Origin of the sequence: Halomarina pelagica (assembly GCF_024228315.1) — an archaeon.
Classification (GTDB): Archaea; Halobacteriota; Halobacteria; order Halobacteriales; family Haloarculaceae; genus Halomarina; species Halomarina pelagica.
Genome location: NZ_CP100458.1, coordinates 44,267 through 66,960, shown reverse-complemented (window position 1 = coordinate 66,960; position 22,694 = coordinate 44,267). Strand labels below are relative to the sequence as shown.

Sequence of the window (22,694 nt, the reverse complement as noted above, 5' to 3'; positions counted from 1 at the left end):
GTTGTCTCATGCCCAGCTTAGACACACAGTGTTAAAGCGTTCACCAGTAATTGTCGGGAAGTGGATGAAAATGTGCCACTTACAAGTGAGATGACTCCTGATAATAATCTGCGGCTGGTCAATATCGTCGGGAGTGGATCTATCCATCGTGAATTGGAGTTAGGTGCACTTCTTGAGACGCTTACCAGGGAGAGTCAAATCGAGTCAGTAAAGAGGTCTACTAGTGGTTTGGTTGTCAGTTTTAAAAGCATACCTGGCAAAGCGATGATATACCGGTCGGGAAGCTACACTTTAATGGGCAGTAAATCAGAAAACGGACTAAATTCTCTCAAAGATGCACTTCTGCGTGTTTTTAATGAGTATGATATACTCAGTGATGTCTCCTCAGTAACATTCGAAAAGTCGAACTACGTCTATGCAATCGATCTCAATCAAAATATTGACCTAAACAGTCTAGATATTGTATTAGGTTCTGAGGGGGAGTACGAACCAGAACAGTGCTCTCTACTTATGTACTACCCATCAGAGGTTTCATCCACCGCTACTGTGTCCTCATCTGGCAAATGTGTTATAAATACCCCTCTTGGCGAAAAGGGTGCGGAGAAACTTATAGAGGAACTTCAAAAAAACCTTAATACAATTTGATTTGTATGCAAAGCATATTCGAATATATGTTATACGCTCTTGCGTAGGAGATTGTTGATACTGCAGAGCGGTCGCTGCGGAGTCGAAGAGGACAAGGGCACCGCGTCAGCGGTGCCCGACACGAATGATTCCGCTAGATGTGTTTGGGTCGGAATCGGTCGCAGCGGACCTGTTGGCGCAGGTTCGCTGGCGTGACGGTGTTACCTGTCCTCGCTGCCGTTCTGACCGAACGGTCAGAAACGGCAGCTACAGAGAGTTTCAGCGGTATCTCTGTAAGAATTGTGACCGCACGTTCAACGACAAGACGGGCACAATCTTTGCTCACTCGAAGATCGCGCTCCGCCGGTGGTTGTTCTCGATCTACGCGTTTCTCCGGTTTAACACCAGTCTCCGCCAACTACAGTGCGAAATCGAGGTAACACACAAGACGATGCACCGGCGCATCGAGCGCTTCGCCAGAGCGCTCGATGCGCCTTCCCTCGATCTCGTTGGTCCGGTTGAAATCGACGAAGTGTACGTCAACGCGGGGAAGAAAGGCCGCGAGCGCGACCAGGAGTCGCGCTCGCGTGGCCTGTCCACGCGCGGGCGAGGTTCGTACGATGGCGACAAGCCACCCGTGTTCATAATCGCTGATCGCGGGACCGGACAGCGGTACGTGATTCCAGCGAAAGCCGCCGACGAATCGACGATTCGACTCCTCCTTGCTGACCGCAAAGAGGAGTCGCTCACGGTCTATACCGACGGCTTTCGAGCGTACGAACCGCTCGAAGACGACGACGCATTCGACCGCGAATACGTCGTCCACGGCGACGGCGAATACGCCGATGAGGAAGTTCACGTCAACACCTGCGAGAGCCACGCGTCGCTGACGCGACGGTGGCTCTCGCCCCATCGAGGCGTCTCGAAAGACAAGTTGACGCAGTATCTCAGAGCGTTCCAACTACGTCGGGAACTGTTTCGGAAACCCGGTCGAGACGCTCTCAAACACGCTGTTCGAGCGACGCTGTGAAATCAACAATGTGCTACGGATGAGCGTATGTTATAACTTGTCTACATCAGTTTGCAGGAGATCAAATTCATCTATTCTCTGTAAGTTTTCATAGATGCCTGCCTCAAAGTCAGGGGTGAATTTAGAGTCTATCAGTTGGTCTATTCGGTGACCAAATTCTTCCACATCATCTAGAGCTATTTCCAGTTCTTCGATTTCTGATCTAACTTTTCGGTTTGATTCATCCGCTTCTAACTCAGATTCCAAATTTCGGATTCGGTTCTGGAGTCGTTGGATTTTGTTATCGACATATTGGCCTCTGAGCTTTGGCAAAGTGTCTGCCGACAAGGCCCTATAATGGATGAAGCAACTGAAGTTGCCATCATCACTCTCAAGATGCCAATAAATGGGGTTCCTCTGACCTCGGCGCCGGTATTCTTTACAATGATAATATCTGAAGTAATTTTCTCGGAGCCAGCTAGAAATATCCTTATTTAGCATGTCTTCTATTTGTTCTCTTGCTCGTCTCGGCTCCTCAAATATCTCTTTTAGATTATTTTCTATCTCAGCTTCCACATTATTGTCAAAGTTCTCATCGAAAACAAGTATTCCCTGATTGTCCAGCCCTGTATCAGGGAGCGACGACCAATGACCCAATGCTTCTCCTAAAAGATAGGAAACCAGCTTTCCTGCAGTGTCTTGACGTTCTTGTTTCGTGTATAGGTCATATGTATATTTACACTCTGCAATAGTGAGCGGTGATATCTCAAGAGATTCAGAAATTTCTCTCAGATCATCGTTTGAATTCTTCTTAATTTGGTCTGCCACCTCTTCATATTCTTCCTTCCCGATCCTGACACTTTCTATTGGCGCATCTATGTCACTGTTCGTTGATTGGCTCTCAGATACTAAGTATGGATATTCAGCCAAATTCGATGGTAAATTCCTGTATATCCGATCTAACGCCTGGTCAGATAGATCATAAGTTTGATGGATAATGTTATCAACTTTACCATGAATTACTTGAACCGCCGCTTTTCGTAATTCGATTTCTCGTAGTATCTCACGAGGGCTCTTTGTAACGTTTGATGGATCAAATTCTCTCTGAGTTTCAACATACGAATTGAGATCCTTCTGGATATCTATTCCCTTTTGTGTAAGTTCTTCAACCTTTGGACCGAATTGATCGATGTCAATAGGTATTCTTTCTGCATCGCCTTGGTTAAAGTGAACACTCGGATTTAGACCCTGTACAAGAAATCTTACAAGTGAAGAAGACATATATCCTGTCAGTAGAATGTCTTTTCTTTCATCGCCAGTATAAATGAATCTTGTAGTTTGGCTAAATATATGGTTTTTTGGATGTATTTTTGTAGTGAATAGCTTGCTGAACTTCCTATATATTATGCCAGACTTACCATAATATTCCTCATTCTGAGGTCTACTTCCACCGTAATCTTTTATCTGTTCTCCTTCATTTTCCCACAGGACAACCTTACTAGGAGATTCGTAGTATTCATCATCGTTTTCCCCGTTTATTATCCATTGATATCTATCATCTTCTTCAACTGATTCTACCTCCCACCAACATCGCATGAACCGGTCATCATCCCCAGTTTGTAGTCCGACAACAACTTCAGCAAAGTCACCCACATTCTGATGATTGGTGAATAGTTTAAGAATCTCATCACCAAACCAATAGACCATCGGCTTCTTTCCTATCTTTGTGAAGGCAGACTGGTCAACAATAAATACGTCATCATCAATTTCATTTTGACGGAGCGTCTTGGTGATTCGTTTTAAACCATCTATTTTCTTCTCGTAAGAATTATAATTATCTTGTTCATGCGTCATTCGATAAAATCTGGAAGATTCGAAATTAGCTGGATTGGAGTTTCGAAGAACAAAGGGGATCGTAAACGGACGGTCTTTCATAGAAAAACTATGTCCGGATAAATGTGCTCCGTCTATAACTTGCGTTTTATTTATGATATACTCACGGATATCCTGATATGAAGACTGAGTCATAAAGCTCTCCGGCGTAACCATTGCTACATATCCTTCTACCTTTGACAATTCGATATTCCTCTGGATGAAGGGGGCGTAGAGATCTCGATATGTTTCATATGCGCTTTTTGTGAAATTCTTTAGTTTATCACCCATTTTTCTACTACCGAGATATGGAGGGTTTGCTACAACAACGTCATACTCACCCATCAAAACATCTAGTAATTCCACCCCCTTCACAACTTCACCAGCGAACATTTCATCAACTGGATTATTCTGTGTTAGTGCCTCACTTGCGAGGTCCTGGGCATCAGATAGCAGTTGCTCTTTCATTTCTTCCCATGACCTTTCCCCGCTACCTGTGACAAACGAGGACTGTGTTATTAGACCTTCCTCAGAGAATTGTGTCTGACCAGATTTTTGAATTGCTTCTCTTTTTTCTTCCAAAATCTGTTCAACCTGTTTTTCAATCCGAACTAAACTACCCCATTCTCGGATATTCTCAAGACCCTCCCAAATTGTTTCGAGAATTTTTCGTTCAAATTCAGTATCAAGCTGATCTATTGCCTCTTGCTTTTTTGACCCGTTTACAAGAATTGCGTCTGCAGAAACTATATTAATCCGGTCTATTTCCACATCTGGCTCAATAGACTTTGCCTTGAGATAAAGGGCTAGCGCAGCAAGTTGAACAGCACCTGGATCAATGTCAATCCCATAAAGATTATTTCTTAGTATTTCTCTGGGAATTTCCGACTCAACAACTTCGGCCCTCTCTTTGTACATCTCATACAGTATATCGAAAGCATAGAATAGGAAGTGGCCACCACCACAGGCAGGATCGAGAACTGTGATTTCCTGTGGGTCTTTTGGCTTACGGTTGGTCAATGACTCCTCAACTGGGGTTAGATAGAAGCAATTGTCTTCAGCGTCAATAGAGGTCTCATCACCGTGCATCTCAAGCCATGTTCGCCCGAGAGAGTTGTCCACAAGATATTCCACAATATACCGTGGAGTGAACAGTTGGGTCTTCGTCGCTACGTCGGTATCTTGTACTTTGTAGTTCTCGTCTTTGATTCGCTTGTCGATCTCTTCACGCTCCTTTTCACCGAAGTACTGGTAGACCCAGCCGATCGCTTCATCAGCCGCCCAGGCCTCGTCATCGAGTTCACCGAGTTCCTCGAACACGTCACGACGCACTGTGAACTCTGGTTCTATCGCCGTATAATCGGTATCCTCGAATAGAATTCGAATCTCAGCACCGATCTCCCGGAATGCGAGATCGAGCGCGACACCGAGACCGTCGTCGGACGTGTCGGTTAACTCGCCAGCGATTTCGCCGACGGTGTAGTGGAGATAGGATCGATTACCGTACTCAGCTTTGGTAGTGAGTGTTTCTGTGACCAGCCCGCGCGCTTCGATGGTTTTCAGACCGACGTAGCGGTTGAGGTACTCCTTCGTCGCCTCACGAATGTAGTTGCGGTACGCTCGTTGGTAGTCTTCGGTCGCCTCTAGTTCACGTTCGAGCGCTGCGTCGATCTCCCGGCGCGTCTCACGGTCTTGAAGTGAAAGGTGTCCAAGTTTGCTTAGGGGCACACGGTCGTCGTCGTAGACGCCGTACCGTTCGAGCTGACGCTCGAATTCCAACTCCAGCATCTCGCGGGAGCTGAGAATTGCACTCCGAATCTGTGATCGGTCATCTGAACTGAGGCCGTTTTGTCGAGATTTCGTGGACATGGATTAGATCGAATTGTGGTGCCGGGCGTCCTCGCGTGGTCCAACCGGACCCCGGTTACGCGGTATACTTCGGGAAATACTCACGACGAGTATCAATTTATGGGTCAGGCCCTGAGGGGGCGCCGGCCCAGACTGTGATTAATCGAATCGGATTTCGACGTCTCCGTCGTCGTCGAGGAGATCCAGCACTTCGGTGCGCAGACGGTCAATTGGGGCTTCCAGGTCATCCTGGGAGGTGACGACGACCGTTCCGAAGTACTCGTCGAGGTCGATGCGGTGGTGGGTGACTTCGTCGTCGTCAGGACGAAGATCGTCGACCCTGCTCATTGCCTGGTCTTTGTACACCTCAACCGCTTCCATATGGGTAATCAGCATCTCCATACTTGGGTCGAGGTTGAGGTGGGATCTCCCACTGACTGTGACTGAGATCGAACCGTCTCCACTCTTACTAGTGAGCGGTCGGAGCGCCTTCTGGAGGTTATTCTCCTCTAACTCGCTCCCATACTCACGGACTGCATCTGCGGCCGCTGCATATTCCTCGTGCCGGTTCTCGTACAGCGTTTCGTAGGTTCGAGCGTAGGCGTCGGCGACGGTGGTGTAATCCGTCTCCACGTCAGACCAATTGTCGATGATTCCCTCGGAGTTGAGCTCACTCTCGAGCCGTGCTGCGGCGTCACGTACACTGTCGCTGATTTCGACGTAATCAGACGAGTCAGCGAGTCGTTCGAACTCCTGCCATTCGCTGCCGAGGAAGTTCTGGAACACCTGGTAGTCGTCGAGACGCCCCGCTTCATCGAATTCGACGACGTCTTTGACAGTGTCGACGAGGTCACGGAGTTCATCTTCATGGTCGAGGAACGCGTTGATGCGGCTGGCTGAGGTTGCCTTATCACGGATCTCGGTCAGAATCGTTTGAAGTCGAGAGACGTCGTCTCGGAGCGGGAATTGGGATCGTTCAAGCTTTGTCTGTCTCTCTTTGCACTTCTCAATCCACTCACCAGCTGCGTCAGTAATACCTCGAGCGACCTCTTGGTCGGTCTGTTTGACCTTCTTGTCGAAGAGGATATCGAGTAGCTGCTTTGCATCATTGCGAGTCGATATATCGACGGTTTCCCGTTCTTTAAATGACGCATCACGGAACTTCGAGATTTGTGTGAAGACTTCCTGCGCCCCGTCATCGAGATAGCTGTCGTACGCACGCTCTTTGTACGTCGTCATAATCGACCCGTTCCGGAACAGAACTGCTCCAGCGAGCCGTACGACATCGCGACTCCAACCGTAGGGTGGCTTTGAGAAGTGCTCGATAAGCGCTTCACCTGTGGGGATATTTCCAGCTTCCTCCCGCGACTTGACCTCGCCAATAAATTCATCGGCGATACGAGCTTTGGTGTTCAGCTCACCATCGGAAACGACATCCAGGTCGTCGAAGACTGTTGGGTTTGACCGGCCCTCTAGGTCCCCGAAGATTTGTTCGATATTGCGGTTGCTGACGTTTGCCAGCCCGTCCTCAAGCTTGGTGAAGACACGCTCGACAGCTTCTCGTGCAGGTTCCTGAACGATGCGTTCAAGACGAGTTCCAGATTCTTCCAACTGCGTCTCGGTCCCGTTGTAGATTTGGATTCCAGTCTGGAAGGATCGTTTGATGCTTTTTTCGACGTTCCGTTGGAGACGGGAGAGGTCTTCCTTCTTCCGATCGAGGGCTTCCTGTTCTTCGGAACTGAGCTGCTGACCACGTTTCTCTTGAACGATTTGCTCGATTTGTTTGATGCGCTCGATTTGGTTTTCCAGTTCTCGGGCATCCTCGTCGTTCGCAATCCAATAGATGGTGTCGCCCTTATCGAAACTCTGCGTTTTCAGCGTCCGGGGGTCGACTTCCTCTTTGAGTTGATGGACCGGTGAATACGCATACAGGTGAATGGAGCCCTTGTCAGAGATTGTTTCCCCGTCCGCCTCAATAGACACGCTGAACGTCTGACCCTCATAGCCAACCGTTTCAGTCCCGCTTAAGGCCTCTCGGACGAATTCTTTAGACCGTCGGCGAATCTCTCCAATGTTGACTTTGACCGAGTCGATCTCTTGCTCTAGTTTACGTTCAGATTCTTGGAGGAAGCGGTATCCATCTTCCCCACGTCCAACGTACCCCTCGTCGACGAGTTGTTCAAGTACTTCTTCGACTTCGGATTCGAGAGAGCTCAGGTTCCCGATTTCACCGTAGAGAGTCGTCGCTATGTTGGCTGCCGTATTGGGAATCCAATCTAGTCGCTGGAGCAGGTACAGCGATTTTAGGGCACGACGAGCAAGGTCGGCATCGACATCGTGAGGCTCTGCCTCAGCGATTGTGCGCTGGTCGTCATCGTCGATGTCCTCGACGATTTCATCGAAGACGAGATCAAGCGTTGCGAGGGTCCCTAACGGTTTGTCTCTGAGATTATGCGGTTCATTGAAGACGCTCTGCGTGACGTCGATGAGTGTCCGCTCACGGCCGGTTAGTCGGTCATCTGACCCACGGCCCCGGAGAGCGGCGAACATCCGCGGTAAAATCTCCAGTTGGTAGGGAAGGAACGGATAGCAGTCCACGAAAGAGTCTCTGTCGATCGATTCCATCTGACGCGAGGAGTTCAGTTTGTACCGTGCACTCAGGAGTCCCTCGTTATCGGTGTAGAGGTCGGTTAGTGCTGGCGTTGCCTCGCCTTTCTTTTTCAGAATCCGATCTCTCACGACCGTGTCCAAATTGTCTGAGATGAGGTCGTATCGATGTGGGAATCGGTCACCGACCTTCGACTCTTCGAGGTTCTGGGCCAGAACCCCCGGCACTAGTTCCTCTAACTTCTCTTGTGAGGTGACGCCGAGCCAGAGCTTTCCCATACCCTGCCGACCGAATTCTTCTGCGATGCTTTGGAGTTCTAGCAGCATCTGCTCATTATCGCCAATGAACTGTGAGATCTCGTCGAGGAAGACGAAATAACGGGCCTGGCTGCTTCCGTCTGTCTCTTTGTTCTCGACGTAATCGAGCAGTTTTTCCGCTAAGGAGGCCGGAGTGATTTCGGGTTCGTCCTTGACGTTCTGAATCGCATTTTTCGCATCACGCTCGTCGAACGAAGGGACAGATTCGATGAGAGCATCTTCAATGATCGGTTCGATGAAGGCCGCATTCTGTTGAACGTCTTCCCACGACCGGTCCTCATTCGTCTCGATTGATTCCTTGAAACGCTCGTAGCGTCCTTCCTTTTCCAGATCCTCTTCAAGTCGTGCAACCCACGGAATCTCAGCATATCCCTGCTGTCGGTTGAACTCCCGATTTACGACGTCCGTGATTGAGTCTTCACCGGCTCGGCTCGTCCGAGAGCCGATTTGGAACATCAGCACCTCAGAATCGAATTTTCGACTTACGGAATCAACGGTCGCTTTCAGCGTTTCGTCGTGTGCACGGGGTTTGAACGCTTCTGCTGCTGATCGACCGTCGGGAAGAGTACGATTTTCCAAGACATATCCCAAAATTTTCATGAAATGGCTCTTCCCTGAGCCGAAGAACCCCGAGATCCAGATTCCGGTCTCGTCCGTGGCGGCGTGCTCGGTATCTAAGACGCCCTCGAAGATGTCGAGGTAATGCTTTTCCAGAGACCCGGTGAGCACGTACTCGTCGAGTTCCTGTTGGATTGTTTCCCGATCATCCTGTTCGACCTTGACGACACGATTGATGTGCCGATTGATCGGTCGATAGAAGACGTCCTCGATCTTGGAGATGGATTCCGTAGACATCTAAATCACCCTCGCTCGGTAGTATGTTCCTTCTGTTTCTTTGAGAAATCTTAAACTCTTGCCTTCTCGGATTGCAGGGTAAAATACGACGAGTGGTGTATCGATTTCGTTCTCCAGCTGCATGAGGATGGACGACACACCCGCGAAGGGGTATAGAATCCCGGTCCGGTACATCACCGCCGTATCGACATCTTCGACCCGATCAATGATCGTGGACGCTATTTTCCCGAGGGAATCAGTCCGACCACCCAACAGTGCTGTAGAGAGCCCTTCAGCAAGCTCCTCTGGTGCTGCTTTTTCTTTCTCGATGACTTGATCGAGAATCCGTTGATCCTCAAGAATGCTGAATACTAAATCTCGGATATCAATAATTTCCACCGTCTGCCCCCGTGCTCTTAGCTTCTCTATGTATCCGTCAATCGTACTCTCCATCGAGAGCTCATCATCGGGATCGTATGTGAAGACGACAAATGGGACACCAGTCCGTCGTCCAATCTGATCTCGGTCGTCAATAGTCAGCTCCTCAAGCTCTTCCATGCGTGATTGCAGGTTAGTACTGGAACTCATCGATTACCTCCCAAATGTTATCGAACTCTGGCTCGATACGCTCGGTACTGCCACGTCGTTCATATCGAATATATCTCGGACTGATCCCTTCGAGACGCCGTCTCACTTCGTTCGTATCAAAGAGGAACAACTGCCAATCTGGGTGTTCTACAATCTCTTCGACAGTTGGCTGCTGATCTCCGGCAATTTGATAGAACACGTACGCAATGACTTCGTCGGGTACGTAGAATACTGCAAACTCTTTTCGTTGTACACCTTTCAAGAGTCCGAAATTCTTCAATGCACTCAGATATTTTGTACTCGCTTCTTCGACGGTACTCTGAGACCACTCACTTATCTCCGGATGATCGTCTTCCAGCTGTCGAATGAACCCTTGTATATCACTGGCTTCGACGTACATCGTCCCAGCCGTGTACTCCGGATAGAGTAGTTCGGTAGTTAGCGTGTACAGAAGATGGTTCTGCGAAAATTCGTAATAGATGAGCCAGTCTTTGACGGCATCATCAACGTCAGATGTCACTGCACGCATTAGCGGAGTCTCAATGAACTCTACCTTGGAGGGTATGTATAACCGAGCCACCTCACGAAGGACGTCTCGCCGGTACTTGCTGGTCTGCTTATTAAGGATATTCTCTTCCTGAACTTGTTCTTTGAGCTTCTCAAATGACTGATGTTCGACGTATTCCGCAAGTAACTGCTTAGTTTCCTCGATATACGTGGTATTGTGCGCTATCCAGGAGTCAAATTCCTCTTCCTCGGGCTCAGTGGCGTCCGTGGTCATAGCTCTACTTTATAATATGGCACTTGCAGTGATCCTTCGGCTGATTGCCCGTACCCCGCGAAGCATTCTCTCGCGACACGTCGCATCGTTGTCCTGGATTTCAATTGGGCCTCCTCGAGAGTATCGGGGCCAAGACGGAGCACCTCGCCTTCCTCAGAGAACTCGAGATCAACATTGTCTACCAGATCAGCTGTCCAATCAGTCGTGCCAGTAGTTTCGGTGAGGGACTCAAGCATCTCGAATTGAGTACTCTCTGAAATGTCTTCTAATTCAGCACTGATTTGTGCCTCTACGGTCGGCCCGAGGTAGAACAGAGAAATCGTGTTCTTCTCGGTGCGGTCTTGCTCGACTTTTCGACCGACGCGCTGTGCAAGATCGATTCTTGCTTTTGCTGCTGTTTTCGGGGTCACCTCATCAAGGCGGTCTCGGCCTAATTCAGTCAGGATCATTGACTCCCACCAGTCGTTATTGTCACTTTCGCCGAGTCGCTCAATTAACAGCCGATAAGATAGAACTTCGCGGACTAACGCGTCCTCGACGCCAATCTCTCCGAGATTCTCTTGAGTGGCCGTCAATGCGTTCTTGAGATCAGTAGTCATTAGCGGAGCCAATGTATACATTGGCTATAATTCTCCTGCTTCAGCAACCTACTTATCCACAACATCGGTCAACAAGGCTCCACACGTTCCAACATCCTGAAAACCCGTCTACCGGGTACTGTTCCTGCTGTGAACGCCCGACGATTCAACGATTGACTGCGTGCTTTGAAGTCGAGAAGTCAGCAATTCCTCGATTGGATGATGCTTCGGCCAGAGGTAGTGGACTTCGTGTCGATCACAGTGGTCGTATGAGCCGTGTTCTGAGGCTTCTCCGGTCCAGACGTGCCATGCACCTAGTGCTGCCATCACATCAACGACTGTTCGAGGAACTGCGTCCTGCTCGTTGGAGTAGAAAATCCGAAATCGCGTGCAGTTCTCCTGTGGCGGAATACTCTCCCACCAGTCGACCTCAGACGCCCAGTGGTCGAACATCGCTTGATCCATTCCGTAGCCAACTGTCACATCGTGAACGGGGTCGACGTCCGTGTACGTGTCGTCGGCATCGGCTTCTAGCAGTTGCAGGACCGCATACCGCAGATACTCGTGCGCTGGCTGCTCGGTTGATTGGGCCAGCTCTGGTTGATGGTTAGCTAGCTGATGCGCCTCCTCGAGAACTATGGGAAGATAGTGGTCGGTCATTGTTCGATGGAAGAGCGACGTGCGCGCCTCCGCCCATCATGGGCGCGAGAAAATCGACCGTATCCATCACGGGAGGTCTGTTCAGGTGTACGATTGGAATCTGGGGGAGGGGGTTGGCGTCAGGTCAGTCCACGAGCACCTCGATGAGTTCCTCTGCTGTTCGGCTGATACGACCCAGCCGGTCGCGAATTACCTCTGGATCGTCGGATTCCCATGCCGCGAGATAGAACGCTGAGCCACTGGTGTCGAGACCACAATATCGGCCGACGATGTACGCAACGGCCTCTGCTTCGACTTCGCGCTTCGACCGCTCAGTAGTATCGTCGAGAGTGGCGTGGAGCAATGCGTGAGCGTACTCGTGGACCAACGTCCGTGCGAGGTCCGCTTGATTCGACCGATCGCGAACTTCGACGAGTGGCTGGACGTCCATGAGGCTCACCCGCTCACAGACACCATTCGCGCTGCCGTGTGACCACTCTTCGTCTGGGACGATTCGGACGGTCACACCAACGTCATCACCGACGCTGGTAAGTCGTGAGACGAGGTCACCGGCATCGCCGGTGGCGGCCGTGTCGAGATCGGGAAGCGGCTCGCCATCCGTCTGGGAGATGTCGAACACTGGCGCGGGCTTGAACCCAACGAGCCCTTTTGACCATCCCTCAGGTGGCGTCTCGTCGTACTCACAGTCGCTCCGCTCGTGATAGCCCGGCGAATTCTCGCATTCGGGGCACTGTTTCGCGATGATCGGTGCCCAGATCCAAATGGCCTGCTCGCCTTCCTGGACGTGCCGGTCGAACTCGTCCTGCCACGTCCGATACCCAGCAACCCGCGTCGCCTCGGGACACTGCTGTTTGATGAGCAGCGTATTCCGGTAGGAGTAGTCGTGGAAGCGACTCTGGAAGTCGAGCCATTCCTGGAACTCCGCGCTCGTCTGTGCGTCGTCGACACGCTCGACGAGGTCGTCGACCCACCGTTCAATCGTGCTGTGCATCTCGTCGTATCGCGTGTCGGTCTGGTCGAAGGAGACCGATGAGTCACTGCTTGTAGCCATGTTGGTCACCAAATTCGGTTGACGCCACTGGTGTCAGTTCAGGACGCCCCGCACCCTTCGGGGGCAGAAAAACGACTCGCGGTCGCTATCGGAGGGTTTCTTTTTCGTTAGCGAAGCCGACCGCAACGAGGTATTCGAGGAACTCCTCGAATCGTTCGACGTCACTCGGCGTGTCGGTCGCGAGGTTCAACGCCCAGTCGAGTGCCCATCGAAAGACGGGATCGGTTCCACCTTCTCCATGGAGGTACCACCACCGCGCGGCTTTCAGGACGATCAATGGGTTCGTCGGTGGCTGTTCACTCGCGAGCCCACAAGTGATCGATTGAATCTCCTCGGGGACGTCAGCTGGGTCTACCTCGGCGGATTGTGTGCTTGCGATATCGACTGGAATCTCATCGATCGAGATATCTCTCGAATTCTGTTGTTGATTCATGGAACCCTCCTATGTGAAGACCTATATCGAGCCCTCGCCCCCTCAGGGCGCGAAAAATTGCTCACTGTCCAACGCGGACGGACAGCGGACGCCCTACTCATCAAGAACGTCCCTCTGCGTGTAAGACCGTGGCATATCACGGCTGCTCTTGCCAATGAGTGACGAAACTGGTAAGTCAAGAAATCGATGAGTATGTATCAGATGACCGCCTCGAAGGCTGATTTGTGGGCCACATGGATTGAACGAACTCTCCTCCAAGATATCCATGCACCCGATCGGTTAGATCCAGTGCCGTTCTTGACGACGGTCGATGGTGAACTTACCACGACCGACGCACTCGACCGCTATCGGTATGGGAAGAACGATGGCGAATACTTGTATCTCATCTACCTTGCAGACGAGCCGATCAATACCGCCGCAGACATCACCCCGGTGTATGTCGGCGAATCCCGAAATATCGGGTCTCGAATTTACCAGCACTACAAGAAAATCGATGAAGCCATCCCGATCGACGACTGGGAGGACGACGGCTCGTGGGGGAGCTTCTCGAAATACGACCACATCGCGGCGGTTCGAGAGGCAGCTGACTCACAACTATACGTCTGGATTCTGGACGTCGAAACCCTTGATGTGTGTCCCTACGGTGTGGCGACCTACCGGCAGGAACTGGAAGCCAAGCTAATTGGACTCATCTACGCACACCCAGAGTATCGGCGGACCATGACCAATCGCGAGTTCGTCCCAAACCGAGTTCTACACGAAATCGGACTCGCTGGCCACACTTGGCTCTCGACCGAGTCTACAAGGCCAGAAACGGCAGACGCGCCTCCTCGGTACGACCTCTCCACGGAACACCACTCGAAAGCCGATCTGTGGGCTCACTGGCTCGAGAGGTACGTCTATCCGGACGTTGCTGACGAATCGACAGCTGACCCAATTCCGCTATTCGACACGGATGACCGGCTGCAGGTCAAGCTCACCAACTCTGGTCGCCTCAAGCGCTCGGATGCCATCGATGAGCGAATCCGCACCGAGGGACGAAAATGCGTCCACTCGGGCGGGGTGAGGGACGACGGATACGAGGGATTGATCTATCTCATGTACCAGCTCGCCGACGCCGACAGAAGTGATCGACTGACGGTCATTCCGCGATACGTTGGGAAGGCGGAAGCGTACGGCAAGAAGAACGAGTTGAGTGCGAATTTCACAGAAATTGCTACTGAGCGGTCGAGTACGAGGAGCTTTGCTCGGTGGGGTGATGGGGACTACTGGCACGTTGGTGAGCTCTCGATGGCCCTGTTCGAGGATGATACACGGAAGGTCCCGTGGGCGAGCGAGCTGTTTGAACAGGGAACGCATCGCCTCAAAGAGCAGGTGTACCTCTGGGTGAAGGCATGGAACCAGGAACTGCACACGGGGCCGTACGGCTACGACGCGTATCTTGCCGAGGTCGAGCCACAGCTGATCGGCGTTGCGCAGGCTGCGTTCCCTGATCGGTTGTTGAACAAGAGTGACGTCCCTGATGACGCACCGATTAAGACCACCGACTTTTCGTTCGAGGGTATTCGATGATTACGACTGCAGTTCTTGACCAGTTTGCACGCGATGTTTCCGATGTCGTCCCCCAGATCGACGCTACAGCCGAACACCAGCGGTGGCAGCCTGGTATCGGTGCGTTCGACGAAGAAGAGCAAGTACGACGACTCGTGGAACGACTTGGACAACAGTCTACCTGCTACGAAGTCACGGAGACTGAAGTCCCGTACCCAAATAGCGAGCAGCGATGTGACATCCTCCTCGAGAGCGAGGGGTCTCAGATCCCGGTTGAAGCGAAGCTGCTTCGATTCTACCGCGACAACGGTGATATTGAACCGGCGGCCTATACTACGGTCTACAGTCCATTCTCGAACTCGCTTGTCGCCGACGCAAAGAAACTCGCCGATAGCGAATTCGAAACAGAGGGTGGGCTGCTTGGGCTCTACTACGAACCAGCTGATGGAGCGTTTCCGCTGATGGATGCCACGAAGCTGGCCGAGAAGGTTGTGAGAGATGTTGAGTACTGGTACAATTTGACACTCAAAACCCAGACTATCGCTGAGTTCACGGGGCTGCGCCATCCAGTACATCAACAAGGTGCAGCCATTGCTTGGGAACTCACAGGGTGATAGAACGCTGATCTCGTTCCTAAGACGGGGCTTTGATCTTGAACGCTCGTCGAGATTGGTTGTCCTGCGAGTCTACAGTGGGTATCGGTGAGATAACGTCATCTATGAATTAACCAACGGAACCGAGTGGATCCATCGTTGGTCTTTTCAGGCTACAACGCGACGGCCGGTTCAAAAGCTACTGGAGGCAGGTGACAGCCGCTTCAGTAGCAGTCTCGGTGTCGCATTACCGGCGAAAAGACCAACGCGTGTTGGTTAATCCTCAAATAGACAACGAGCGACCGCTTTATCGCCAGTCAAGGTCTGCTGGTCTTCGTCAGTCGTGGCGAAGAGAGATGACTGGTCGCTCTCAGACGATCGTTCTACTTCTGGCCGGTCGTCGACGCCGAACTTACTCGCTTCTGGCTGGTCGAGTCGCGAGTCTCGGTCGCGGTGATCCACCTCTGCGCCGAAGTCCTCGAGTGAGGTTTCGACGCTCGTCTCTGTAACTTCGAGTTGGCCATCGTCACCGAACGCGGTCTGTCGCTGAATCTGGATTGTTGGTCGGTCGCTCATCTGGATCGAGCCTCCATCCACTAGTGGCTCGAAAAACTGCCCACAAGCGTCGATTCAGTCGTCCTGTGAACGGATCTCTTCCGCCCGTTGTTCGAGTCGGCGGAGGATCAGTATGCGCTGCTGGTGGGCGTTCTCGTAAGCAACGCACGCTCGCAGCGTATTCATATCGTGGATCGTCGCGATGCCGGCGTCGAGTAACCGGGTATTCGGTGGCTCGAGGCGTTGTTTCGGTGAGAGACCGCTTGCGTCGGTGGACTGCTCTGAAGTATCACTCATTGGTTGTCGCCTCAGTCCCTCATGAGGCGTCGATAAACCGCACCGTGTCGCTACCCGCCGTCTTCCTCAGGTTGAATCTGGCGAGTATCCTCGGCGAGATTGTGGATGTATGCTCGAAGCGTCTCCATGTCCTCACGGGCATCTTCGAGCGTTTTCGCTTTCACCTTGGCCGTGATCTGGTCCTCATCCCTCGTCCCAGTTCCCCGCTTGAGCTTCACGGTGAGCGAGACACCGACGTCGCTCCGCTCGACGTACTCTACTGGCGGTTGTCGATCACTATTCTCCATCGATTCGGCGTCCGTACGAGACTGCTGCGTGTGTTCTGACATGGATTGTTCTCTGGTCGTTAGTTGACGGACGGTGCGACTGGATCATCCGATGTCTTGCGAAGAGCTGCGTCGATCTCGCGCCCGGTGAGTCGCCAGCAGCCGTCGGGTGCTGTACACTCCAGCTGGCTCACGACCTCGGTCTTGAAGGACATGTACTCCGCGAGTGCCACCTCCTCGTCGTCGGTGTAATCGAGCAGAAGGGCGAGTGCGAGTTGGGCCGGCCCGCTGCCACCATATCCCCACTCGAAGCCCGAATGACTGTGACTCGCTAGTTCAAGACTCCTATCCGGCGTGAGCTGTTCTTGATCGGGGTGTATCTCGACGATGGCCCGGCCACGACGACGGTAACCGACGTAGACGACGTCGGAATCATCCGAAGCCCATGACTGTTCGTGCGAGTGTGGATCACTGATTCCACTCATAGTTCTGTTCGAGGGGGCTCGTTCGAGCACCCCCGCACCCTTCAGGGGGTGGAAAAACTCCCCAACGAACGCCTCTCCTTACGCCAAGTGAGACACGTCGGCAGGTTCTTCGATGTCAGCGAATTCACCGCGCTCGACCGGCTCCCAGTCGTTGCCGGGTTCGGGACTCCACCAGTCGACCTCGTAGGCGTCCGGTGCGCCGAGGATCTTCATCCTCGCCGACTCGTCAGGCAGGTCGCGACGAAGTTTTTCGTCGACGTGGAGGTTCCAGGTCGTGGCGGTATCGAAGCAGGCGAGGACGGCTTCCTCGTAGCCACGATCCTCATGTGATTCTTGGAGTTCCACCTGTGTGTTGCAGTTCTTACAGAACACGCCCTCGAAGGGGATATGACTGAACACCTCGTGCCCGCAGACCGGACACCAGAGGAACTCGAACAGTGCCTCACTGTGACGGTTGAATACTTCGAGGCTCATCGTTGAACCGCCCCGGTCAAACCGGGGCATCCTCTCCTGCCCGGACGATAAACAGCTCCCAACGCGTTCTCGACCGATTAGCGTTCGGCGCCGTATACGATCTCTGAGGGTGCTTCGTACCCACAGTTCCGACACTCGAACCAGCGCTGAACTTTCGCGCGGTCAGCCGTTTTCCCTCCGACGACCACATCGCCGTTTAGACACTCCGGACAACTCAATTCGGGCGCTGGTCTGTCACGGAGCGCGTTCCGAAACGCAGTCGCGTCCTTCGTCTCATACCCTCGCGACCAGACCGGGTAGCCGTCGACGAGGATTGCGCCACGCCACTTGTACCGGTATGAGTCCGGGGCGCGATGGAGAACGGCTCGGGCTTCAGTCTCGGTGTTTCGATACGCGAGCGACGGTGTACGACGTTCTCGCGTCCAGTTGGTGAGTCGGGGCATCGGTTAGAAATGGACGTCGGCGGGGACGATCCAGAGGTCCTCACTCTCTTCGAGGAGTCGATCCAGTTGCTCGCGATGCCGGATGCCGCTCGCATGCTGGGTATACAGGAACACCGATGGACCGTCGTACGCGCCGACCTGGTGGAACGCGTGCCGAGCGAGATTCTCATCGCGCATGATCTCCTCGTCGGAGAGTTCGCCGATGGATTCCTTCACCCGTTCGAGATTGCGCTCGAATTCTTCTTTCGTCGCTTCCCATCCTTGGTCGAGTAAGTCCTGTCCGTTGTCGGTGCCGATGGGGGCTGCGGTCGGGAGGTCACCCCACCGCGCCTTACCCGCGACCTTCGTGTTCTCCTCGTCGAAGCAGACGTAGTAATCGAACACGGTGGAGGAATGCGGGTCCGCGCCGACCAGACGGTCAAACACCGTCTTTCCGATGGCCAACGCGTTGTCATGTGTCGATGCTTCTACCAGTGCGTAAATAAGCATGTGCATCTCAAATACCTCGCTGCACCGGCGTTCCGGGCGTTCTCTCGCGCTCCGGCCTGCGCCGTCACCCATCGCCGGCGCACAAAAACGAACTCGATACTCCCTATTTCAGGAGTTCTCCACTTGCTCGACGGTGATCGTCAAATCCCCCGAATCGTAGTCGGCCTCGAAGTCGACGGTAAACGCGTCCGATTCGGAGGCGGCGTGGTAGGCTCGATGGAGCGTGAGCGAGCCAGTGGCCTTGAAGTGGAAGAACGCGGCTGTGGTGTAGGGCTTGCTTTGGGTTTCGATCTGTGTCTCGACCGAGGTAGGGAGCGCGATCTGTGGCGTGTCGGTGTCGATGTCTGCTGCGAACGCCTTCGCCTCCTCGACGGTCGCTTGCGAATGCGCTGGTGTCTCGCCAGTCAGCACGTTCACTGGCGTCTCTGTGTCGTCGGTGAACAGGACGTCTTCGAAGGTCTGTGTCCCAAGAACCGCGTCGGGGTCTAACTCGCAGTCGTGGAACGGATCGTCGGCTAGTTCCTCAGTCATGGAATCATGAGCCCACGAGGGCTCAGTTCTTCCAGCCCTCGAAAAACAGCAGCGCCTCGAAGCAGAGCTGTTTGGATCTGTTGAAATTGTCTGGACGTTTTGACTGTGATATAGTTTGGCCACTGAGGGAGCTTCCAGCACGGCCTCGTCCTTGGCGTGATTGCGGCGATTTCCACGGAGTCATCGGGCTATATGAGAGTCGTGAAGTGCTTGCTGAAGGCGGACGTGGTCGGTGGTTTTCCGGTGGGTAGCACCTTTCACCTCCGAAGTGGGTGGGGATGGTGGGGGTGGCAGTTTCGTCCTAGTTTCACTTCGATTGGGAGCTGCGGTTTCAGGATAAGTTCTCACGTGACGATCGAAAAAGCTGGGTCGCGAATTCTGGCGGGCTGGAGAGTTAGACGCTTGGGGTCCCAGACCCAGCCGATGTGTGAGGGTTCCGATTCTGATACCACTTATAGACGAAGTAACCAGCGGCGACGAGGGCGATGAGAGCGGCAATGATGGCGAGTTGCTGGCCGAGAGAGAGAGCGAGGAACCACGAGGTAGCCGCGGTGGCCTTACCTACGACAGATTTCATCATGGAGCTCAGGAAGCGGCGAGCCGCCCTTGCGAAGGTTCTTGCGTGCCGATTTAGCCAGCCCAACCCGCTGAGGGCTGTGGCGTAGAGTTCTCGAAGCCCGTTGATGAACTGGTGGCCACGAAGTTCGGTTCGTCCTCGCCACGACCAGTCTGCCTTCGAGAAACCCTGAAGCCCGTGAGCCGCGGGATCAACACTCTCCTTGAATCCGTTGGTCGATGCGAGGTAATCGACGATGTCAGCGTACTCCTTGGCCGTCGCGTCACCCACCTGCTCGGCGAGATGTTTGACCTGAAGTTTGAACTCGGCGTCCGCGGTCTTGATCACGGCGTCGACCCCTTCGTCTGGAGCGTAAACGCTGGAACTATCGAAGACCGCTTCGCCTCCGAGCATCCGAGCGAGTTCTTTCGCGTGAATTCGTTCGGCGACGCCCGCCTGCACGTGATTATCTGTGCCGACGTCAGCGACCATCGATGCGAGTTGTTTCGCGACGGGCACACTGACAGCAGCTCGCTTTCCGTTCTTGACGAGCTTGGGATCGACACCGAGTTCCTCGGCGGCGTCTTCGAGCACGTCATTCGGGACGTATAGATCGTCGTCGAAGAAGTAGGCGATGTTGGAGTCAATCTTGAACTCGACCTCGGACTCGCCCTCCTGACCGGTCTGGGAATCGGAGGCATTGCGACGTTTTGAAACGTGGTGGCCGACAGCCCCTGCGCCGAGGGCTGTGGCTGCGATGGCGGCTACCGGTACCAGTGGTAACATATATAATCAGAAACACTACGTGCTTGTTGATATATAACCTATTCGACCAGTGATAATTCCAGTGTTGACCAAATATGAATCGATGAAATGACACCGCAAGTAACGTGGACGACGAATTGTGACCCGTTCGAGTCGAAACCGGTTGGTTGCGGTCACACCATTCCCCAGAACGCCAGCAGACTCTCGCCGCCGCTCAGTGTGAGCCACCAGGGGGTCGAATGCGAGGATCATCACCAGGCTGGTGATCGTCAGCAGAAACGTTTAGCCGAAGTCTCTGGTGAGTTCCCCGTGTCCGTGGCTTCCGGTTCCTCTGTCGACGTGGTGTGGAAGGACTGGACGCCGAGGTACCGCCGCCTAGTACTCTATCAATATCGAGGTTGCTGCGAGCGCGATGTAGTCGGTCTCCATGTGTCTCGTGGCCCCACAATGTATAGCCCTGCCCACTCCTATCCCAGAAAAATGAGTGAATCCGTTAATGTCACTCGCCAGGTCCTGCTACGGTCTTAACCAACAACTTCGGGCGTTTACATTCTCTATTGGTTAAGGTGTTGTTCTGCCGAGTATCTTAGCAGGGGTCTGGCCCGTGACGAGGTAACTGACACACCTGACACTCCCACATCGGCTGTCCAGTCCAGTTTGCAGCGGGGACAGACTCGAACTCCTGGAACTGATGCACAGTCGTTCGGTCGCAGCTGCGACAGTCAAGCCGCGTTTTCGAGGGAACGCTAGGTTGACGATTCTCGGACTGCACGTCGTCGACGGAACGCTGGAGTGCAATCGCTGGCACCAACCAGACGCCGTTCTCGGCGCACTCAAGGAGGCCTGTAAGCCGATCCTTATCGCGAATGCCTTGTCCCCCCTCGTCGTACAGAAACGTCGTGTGCGCTTCTCCACGTGGCACCTCGGTCAGCTCGGTCCAGTTCGTCCGTTCACGAGCTGCCGCAAGCAATCGGTCACCACGCTCAGAGGTAGCCCGTACGGCATCTGGAAGGAAGGGCCACTCGTCGGTCAGCAGCACAGTAGGCTCGTCGTCGAAATCGTAGATCAGCTGGCAGTCGTCGACAGCTGGATCCCTGTCGGGCTTCGCGAGGAGGGTGGCTGCCGCAGCGCCCTTCGCGACGGCGTGATAGACGGTCGAGGCCTCGACGAGCAGCTGGACGACGTGAAGCAGTGTCCACTCGGTGTCTGCGGGCTGCTGTTCATCGGTGTACGCTCCGAGATGATTCGTGAGGCAGAACCGGCACTTGGTCTGGCTGGTAGGAATTGACGCGCTACAGGAAGCACACTCGCTCGCTGTTGGGCCTGCGTCATCTGGATAGCCCACGAGTAGCTCCCCGGGTCGGCCTCTGGATGACTCGCGACGACCGTCTCTGGTGAGTTCACCGTCGGGAATCTGTGTCGCCTCGCCACGCGGTCGGAGTTCCTCGAAATCAGCGTAACGATCAGTCATGGGGACGTCTACCAGCACGTTCCCTCGTCTTCGCTTTTAAACATCAGCCCCACGCCCAGTACAGACTGAACGTTCCGAGTCAGAGGCCACAGAGGACCAGTTCAGCCAGTGCATCTTGATGCGACCGGATGGTTGGTGGAGTGACGTTCGCAGCTTCTGCAACTTCCGACTGCGTCAGCCACCGACCATCTTCACGTCCAGCTGTGTAGAGACAGGCCGCTGCAAAGCCTGCTGGCCGGACACCCGTTGTCGCACTCGTTGATTCAGCTTGTTCGGCCAACCTTCGAGCTCGCTGTCGAATGGAGTCCGGAACATCGAGTTCAGACGCAAGGCGGGGAATGAATTCGCTCGGACGAACAGGCTGGGTCGGGAGGCCAAGATCGGTATTTAGCGTTTTGTAGGCACTCTTGACTCTTGACTGCTTGACCTGTGCCGCGTCGACGATGTCGTCGAGTGTTCGTGGGAGGCCGTTACAACGAGTGGCTCCGTAGATGCTTGCTGCAGCTATCGCCTCGATTGATCGACCTCGGAGCAGGTCTTCGGTTTGAGCGCTCCGGAACAGTTGACACGCTTGATCACGAACCGAATCTGTGAGCTCGAGGACGCTCGCGATTCTTCGAACTTCACCTAGGCCGTGTGCGAGGTTTCGCTCAGCTTTCGACTGGAACCGACCAAGAATCTGCTCACGCCGCATTCGGGATAGCCGCTGGCGTTTTTGCCCAGAGAGCTTGTTCCCGTTCGCATCTTTCCTGCGACCGATCTCGGTTGACAGCCCTCGGTCATGACGTGCGACGGTGAGTGGTGCACCTGATCGATTCGGAGTTTCTTCGTCGTCTTCGAACGACCGCCATTCCGGCCCATAGTCGATGGTCTGTTCGTCAATAACGAGGCCACAATCCTCACAAACCGTCTCGACCCTGTTCGTTCTTACTTGGCCGCCGCATTCAGGACACGGTGTGTTGCCGGTCGATGCGTCTTCGTCGAAGCCAGTTTCGTAGATATGTCTCGTCGCCAT

23 protein-coding genes are annotated in these 22,694 nt (G+C 53.5%); 4 read left to right on the top strand and 19 right to left on the bottom strand.

Annotation, left to right across the window (positions count from 1 at the left end; all coding sequences use genetic code 11):
* The first annotated feature begins 60 nt into the window (after positions 1–60).
* Entirely contained in the window at positions 61–645 is a 585-nt protein-coding gene (locus tag NKI68_RS22885) for a TATA-box-binding protein (RefSeq protein ID WP_254547349.1), read from the top strand.
* Between the two features lie 124 nt (positions 646–769).
* Positions 770–1,654: an IS1595 family transposase gene (locus tag NKI68_RS22880; protein WP_254545389.1), complete on the top strand. Its 885-nt coding sequence runs from the start codon at positions 770–772 to the stop codon at positions 1,652–1,654.
* 30 nt (positions 1,655–1,684) lie between these two features.
* Here NKI68_RS22880 and pglX read toward each other — a convergent pair whose 3' ends face one another.
* From pglX to NKI68_RS22840, 8 genes are all read right to left on the bottom strand, one after another.
* Positions 1,685–5,374 carry a BREX-1 system adenine-specific DNA-methyltransferase PglX gene (gene pglX / locus NKI68_RS22875; RefSeq protein WP_256562735.1) on the bottom strand — a complete coding sequence of 1,230 codons (3,690 nt, stop codon included), beginning with the start codon at positions 5,372–5,374 and terminating at the stop codon, positions 1,685–1,687.
* Positions 5,375–5,512: 138 nt separating this feature from the next.
* A complete protein-coding gene (gene brxC / locus NKI68_RS22870) occupies positions 5,513–9,133 on the bottom strand; it encodes a BREX system P-loop protein BrxC (RefSeq protein ID WP_254547347.1) in 3,621 nt (1,206 codons plus the stop codon).
* Positions 9,134–9,670 (bottom strand): BREX protein BrxB domain-containing protein, encoded by a 537-nt coding sequence (locus tag NKI68_RS22865; protein WP_254547346.1) that lies wholly within the window; start codon positions 9,668–9,670, stop codon positions 9,134–9,136.
* A 13-nt stretch (positions 9,671–9,683) separates the two neighbouring features.
* On the bottom strand, positions 9,684–10,481 hold the full coding sequence (locus tag NKI68_RS22860; protein ID WP_254547345.1) for a BrxA family protein: 798 nt from the start codon (positions 10,479–10,481) through the stop codon (positions 9,684–9,686).
* A complete protein-coding gene (locus NKI68_RS22855; protein WP_254547344.1) occupies positions 10,478–11,080 on the bottom strand; it encodes a BrxE family protein in 603 nt (200 codons plus the stop codon). Before NKI68_RS22855 ends, NKI68_RS22860 begins: the two co-directional genes overlap by 4 nt.
* Positions 11,081–11,188: 108 nt before the next feature.
* Positions 11,189–11,719 (bottom strand): hypothetical protein, encoded by a 531-nt coding sequence (locus NKI68_RS22850; RefSeq protein ID WP_254547343.1) that lies wholly within the window; start codon positions 11,717–11,719, stop codon positions 11,189–11,191.
* A 124-nt stretch (positions 11,720–11,843) separates the two neighbouring features.
* The gene (locus NKI68_RS22845; protein ID WP_254547387.1) at positions 11,844–12,770 is read right to left on the bottom strand and encodes an ArdC-like ssDNA-binding domain-containing protein; all 927 of its coding nucleotides are present in this window, start codon (positions 12,768–12,770) and stop codon (positions 11,844–11,846) included.
* 85 nt (positions 12,771–12,855) lie between these two features.
* Positions 12,856–13,203, bottom strand: a complete 348-nt coding sequence (locus NKI68_RS22840) for a DUF8013 domain-containing protein (RefSeq protein ID WP_254547342.1) — start codon at positions 13,201–13,203, stop codon at positions 12,856–12,858.
* Positions 13,204–13,404: 201 nt separating this feature from the next.
* Between NKI68_RS22840 and NKI68_RS22835 the strand changes: the two genes are divergently transcribed.
* Complete coding sequence (locus NKI68_RS22835; RefSeq protein WP_254547341.1) at positions 13,405–14,775, top strand: GIY-YIG nuclease family protein; 1,371 nt, start codon at positions 13,405–13,407, stop codon at positions 14,773–14,775.
* On the top strand, positions 14,772–15,368 hold the full coding sequence (locus NKI68_RS22830) for a transcriptional regulator (protein ID WP_254547340.1): 597 nt from the start codon (positions 14,772–14,774) through the stop codon (positions 15,366–15,368). Before NKI68_RS22835 ends, NKI68_RS22830 begins: the two co-directional genes overlap by 4 nt.
* Positions 15,369–15,623: 255 nt before the next feature.
* Here NKI68_RS22830 and NKI68_RS22825 read toward each other — a convergent pair whose 3' ends face one another.
* The 11 genes from NKI68_RS22825 to NKI68_RS22775 form a co-directional block, all read right to left on the bottom strand.
* Positions 15,624–15,923: a hypothetical protein gene (locus NKI68_RS22825; protein ID WP_254547339.1), complete on the bottom strand. Its 300-nt coding sequence runs from the start codon at positions 15,921–15,923 to the stop codon at positions 15,624–15,626.
* Positions 15,924–15,977: 54 nt separating this feature from the next.
* The gene (locus NKI68_RS22820; RefSeq protein WP_254547338.1) at positions 15,978–16,199 is read right to left on the bottom strand and encodes a DUF8129 domain-containing protein; all 222 of its coding nucleotides are present in this window, start codon (positions 16,197–16,199) and stop codon (positions 15,978–15,980) included.
* Between the two features lie 50 nt (positions 16,200–16,249).
* On the bottom strand, positions 16,250–16,528 hold the full coding sequence (locus NKI68_RS22815) for a DUF7389 domain-containing protein (protein WP_254547337.1): 279 nt from the start codon (positions 16,526–16,528) through the stop codon (positions 16,250–16,252).
* A 17-nt stretch (positions 16,529–16,545) separates the two neighbouring features.
* Positions 16,546–16,950: a DUF6166 domain-containing protein gene (locus tag NKI68_RS22810; protein ID WP_254547336.1), complete on the bottom strand. Its 405-nt coding sequence runs from the start codon at positions 16,948–16,950 to the stop codon at positions 16,546–16,548.
* A gap of 78 nt (positions 16,951–17,028) precedes the next feature.
* The gene (locus NKI68_RS22805; protein WP_254547335.1) at positions 17,029–17,424 is read right to left on the bottom strand and encodes a DUF7567 family protein; all 396 of its coding nucleotides are present in this window, start codon (positions 17,422–17,424) and stop codon (positions 17,029–17,031) included.
* A 77-nt stretch (positions 17,425–17,501) separates the two neighbouring features.
* Positions 17,502–17,867 carry a DUF7568 family protein gene (locus NKI68_RS22800; RefSeq protein WP_254547334.1) on the bottom strand — a complete coding sequence of 122 codons (366 nt, stop codon included), beginning with the start codon at positions 17,865–17,867 and terminating at the stop codon, positions 17,502–17,504.
* Between the two features lie 3 nt (positions 17,868–17,870).
* Positions 17,871–18,362, bottom strand: a complete 492-nt coding sequence (locus NKI68_RS22795; protein ID WP_254547386.1) for a DUF7995 family protein — start codon at positions 18,360–18,362, stop codon at positions 17,871–17,873.
* A gap of 102 nt (positions 18,363–18,464) precedes the next feature.
* Positions 18,465–18,887: a DUF8025 family protein gene (locus NKI68_RS22790; RefSeq protein ID WP_254547333.1), complete on the bottom strand. Its 423-nt coding sequence runs from the start codon at positions 18,885–18,887 to the stop codon at positions 18,465–18,467.
* 394 nt (positions 18,888–19,281) lie between these two features.
* Positions 19,282–20,229 (bottom strand): hypothetical protein, encoded by a 948-nt coding sequence (locus NKI68_RS22785; RefSeq protein WP_254547332.1) that lies wholly within the window; start codon positions 20,227–20,229, stop codon positions 19,282–19,284.
* 565 nt (positions 20,230–20,794) lie between these two features.
* The gene (locus tag NKI68_RS22780) at positions 20,795–21,679 is read right to left on the bottom strand and encodes a biosurfactant protein 1 (protein ID WP_254547385.1); all 885 of its coding nucleotides are present in this window, start codon (positions 21,677–21,679) and stop codon (positions 20,795–20,797) included.
* Positions 21,680–21,758: 79 nt separating this feature from the next.
* Positions 21,759–22,694 carry a transcription initiation factor IIB gene (locus tag NKI68_RS22775; protein ID WP_254547331.1) on the bottom strand — a complete coding sequence of 312 codons (936 nt, stop codon included), beginning with the start codon at positions 22,692–22,694 and terminating at the stop codon, positions 21,759–21,761.